The 3,002-nt window shown below is 42.5% G+C and carries 3 protein-coding genes, 1 tRNA gene and 1 pseudogene; 1 reads left to right on the forward strand and 4 read right to left on the reverse strand.

The window, feature by feature from the left end; genetic code table 11:
• Positions 1 to 66: 66 nt before the first annotated feature.
• The 3 genes and pseudogenes from DP116_RS26410 to DP116_RS26420 form a co-directional block, all read right to left on the reverse strand.
• Positions 67 to 139: transfer RNA gene (locus DP116_RS26410), tRNA-Arg, on the reverse strand.
• Positions 140 to 238: 99 nt separating this feature from the next.
• Positions 239 to 643 carry a helix-turn-helix domain-containing protein gene (locus DP116_RS26415; protein WP_169157970.1) on the reverse strand — a complete coding sequence of 135 codons (405 nt, stop codon included), beginning with the start codon at positions 641 to 643 and terminating at the stop codon, positions 239 to 241.
• Positions 627 to 926: pseudogene (locus DP116_RS26420) on the reverse strand (type II toxin-antitoxin system HigB family toxin). The gene DP116_RS26415 and the pseudogene DP116_RS26420 overlap by 17 nt, the downstream one beginning before the upstream one ends.
• A 567-nt stretch (positions 927 to 1,493) precedes the next feature.
• Here DP116_RS26420 and DP116_RS26425 point away from each other — a divergent pair.
• A complete protein-coding gene (locus DP116_RS26425; RefSeq protein ID WP_169157971.1) occupies positions 1,494 to 1,814 on the forward strand; it encodes a hypothetical protein in 321 nt (106 codons plus the stop codon).
• A 119-nt stretch (positions 1,815 to 1,933) separates the two neighbouring features.
• Here DP116_RS26425 and trmFO read toward each other — a convergent pair.
• Positions 1,934 to 3,002, reverse strand: a 1,069-nt coding sequence (trmFO, locus tag DP116_RS26430) for an FADH(2)-oxidizing methylenetetrahydrofolate--tRNA-(uracil(54)-C(5))-methyltransferase TrmFO (protein WP_246275807.1), incomplete at its 5' end; no start/stop codon positions are given.

Genomic DNA, 3,002 nt, shown 5'->3' on the forward strand with positions numbered 1-3,002 from the left:
TTTGAGCCAAGAAATTTATTTCTTGGCGGACGAAAAGTATGGTGCAAGATCTGAGTATACAAAAAACGAGCGCGGAGGGATTTGAACCCCCGACCCACAGGACCGGAACCTGTTGCTCTATCCACTGAGCCACGCGCCCTTAAATAAGCAAACATTAAAATTTGCTATTCTAATCCATTGTAGCATAGTCTTGGAATAAAGTGGGCGATCTGCAAAGGAGCGCAAGCGAAGCTATCGCCTAATTTGACAAAAACAAGCTCGGATTAACTTGGAAAAACTCCCCTAAAGCCTCAGCTTGTTCTTTACTGATTTCTAGCTCACCATTGACTACTTCGGCTGTGACATCCCTCGAACCAAGAATTTTTACTAAATCAGCTTTTTCCAGACTCCTAGCCTCCATCAAATGAAGGAGTCTTGAGTGTGGCGTTGAGGCATTAATCTCATAGTGCTTATCTTCAAAATCCTCAATTAGTCTTACCAATAGTTCCAACACAGCATCTTCTTCTGGAGTCAGGTTAGGACGAGAAAGCAGTTCTTCAACAATTGCGATAAATTTCTCGTTTTCCTCTTCACTTTTTATAATTCGAGGTTGATGTTTAGACAGCAATTCGCTGTAAATTTTTGGATTAAAAGTAAGGGTCATTTTTCCAGTTATCTTTGTCATATTCGGCATGAGTTAGAACGTATTTGATATAGGTTACCTGCTTCGCATAATTGATACTAACGATTAAGCGATATTTATTGCCCTTAATATTGAAAACCGTAAAATTGCCAACGGCTTCAGCTTGAGGATAAACTGCCTGAACTTCAACAAGACTAACCCACTCTGCTTGACGGGCAGTTGTGTACCAGTCATCAAGGGCTTCACAGGAATCAGCGTGCTTTTTGCATTATTCTCGCAGCTTTCTCCGACTAATAACGTGCATTAAGTGATAATTATCATATTTTTCTAATTTCTCAGCCTGAGACTATTCTAATAAATGGAGGGTCAAGAAAATCGCTGAGGTCTTGGCTTTGTAACAAAATCGTCCATATCAAGTATAGCGATCCTATTTGATTTGTGAAAATTGAAAGCCACAGATCCCCGACAACTTTTACGAAGTCGGGGATCTTCGGGGATCAAGTTTGCTCACGTCAGCGCAAAGCGTGCCCGCAAGGCTTATGATTTAGGATTGCGATAGATGCATAATGTGCAGCAAAATACAAGAATAAATCGCTGCTCATTTTTCCCTGATGTTCCGGAAGGTGAGCTTTTATCAGTTACCAGTTAACAGTTAGCAGTTATCAGTTATTAATTGTTCACTGTTCACTGTTCACTGTTTCCTGTTCACTGTTCACTGTTTTATGCTCTTGATATTAGATTTCCCAGGGTATTATTCCCGGAATTTGGTTTTACCTCAGGGTGCACGATTTTTCTAATTTGTTCGCCAGATACTATCAGCAAATGCTTGCCATGTCAGCATTAACTCAAATATATTGCCTAACGAGGTTGTATGAGCATAGGCAGAGCAATTCTCTTTATTGCCTTGGTTATTCCAGGTTTATTGGTAGCGGGGTCATCGCTTTACTCGTTTAACACTGAATATACGGAGTTACAAAAAACCGAAAGGTATGTGGACAAGTTAGCTAAGGATGGAAGAACCAATAATAGACAGTTGGATCTTGCCTATCATCGTAGTTTTGTTCATCGCATGAATGCATTCAGCAATGGGACTTGGGGCTTTATTGGTGCAACGATCGCAGCGATCGGTGTACACGGAATGGCTACAACCAATGAGGAAACAATTCAAGACCAGCGAAAGACATCAAAATAGTTATGAGTGGTGAGTTCTGATGAAGGATTAGGGGACAAGACAATTCAAAATTCAAAATTCAAAATTCAAAATTCAAAATTCAGAATTTAGAATTAGAAGTCTCTCCCTGACTCAGCACTTCACTGCTGAACACTGTTTATCAATTCCTTCAAGTCAGCTAAAGCGCGATCGCGATAACGTCCATAACGCTCTTGTTTATTTTTGATTTTCTCACCCAATTCTGGTAATATCCCAAAATTAGGGGGCATTGGTTGAAAATGCTTAGGCGAAGCGGAACTGATAAACTCAAACAGTGACCCCATCATCGTCGTCTTGGGTAGAGTCAAAGGTTCTTTCCCCAAAGCCAGCCGCGCTGCATTCGTTCCCGCCAACCAACCACCGGCTGCGGCTGCGGTATATCCTTCAGTTCCAATTAACTGTCCAGCAGCTAGCAACGTTGGACGGTTGATAAATTGCAAACTAGGCTGCATCAGCACAGGCGCGTTGAGAAAGGTGTTGCGGTGCATGACTCCCAACCGCACGAACTCAGCATTTTCCAAACCAGGAATCATTTGGAAAATACGCTTTTGCTCACCCCAACGCAGATTTGTTTGGAATCCTACCATATTCCAAAGTTGACCTGCTTTGTCTTCTTGCCGCAACTGTATCACAGCATAAGAACGTTCTCCAGTCCGACTATCCGATAACCCGACTGGCTTAAGAGGACCATAACGCATTGTATCTTCTCCTCGCCGTGCAAGTTCTTCAATTGGAAGACAAGCTTCAAAAAATTTCGCCGTTTCCCGTTCAAAATCCTTCAATTCCACTTGTTCAGCAGTACGCAGTTCTTGCCAAAACTGCAAATACTGCTCTTTGTTCATAGGACAGTTTAAATATGCAGCTTCACCTTTGTCGTAACGAGAGGCGAGAAAAGCAATATCGTGGTTAATCGATTCTCCCACAATGATTGGGCTTGCGGCATCAAAAAAGCTGAGGTATTCCATCCCTGTGAAACGCTGCAAATCTTCTGCCAATTCCGGACTTGTTAAAGGACCAGTTGCCAAAACGACAATTCCTTCAGGAATAACACGTAATGCCTCTCGACGCAGTTCAATCAGAGGATGCTGAGCGAGAGTTTGCGTCAAGTCCTGACTAAATTGTCCTCTATCGACTGCAAGCGCCCCACCAGCAGGAACCGCGTGTTCATCA

The organism is Brasilonema bromeliae SPC951, assembly GCF_012912135.1.
Taxonomy (GTDB): domain Bacteria; phylum Cyanobacteriota; class Cyanobacteriia; order Cyanobacteriales; family Nostocaceae; genus Brasilonema; species Brasilonema bromeliae.

What these genes read in the sequence shown, in the direction of transcription:
- DP116_RS26415 (WP_169157970.1), bottom strand. Translation starts at nt 643, where the DNA reads ATGACCCTTACTTTTAATCCAAAAATTTACAGCGAATTGCTGTCTAAA.
- DP116_RS26425 (WP_169157971.1), top strand. Translation starts at nt 1,494, where the DNA reads ATGAGCATAGGCAGAGCAATTCTCTTTATTGCCTTGGTTATTCCAGGT.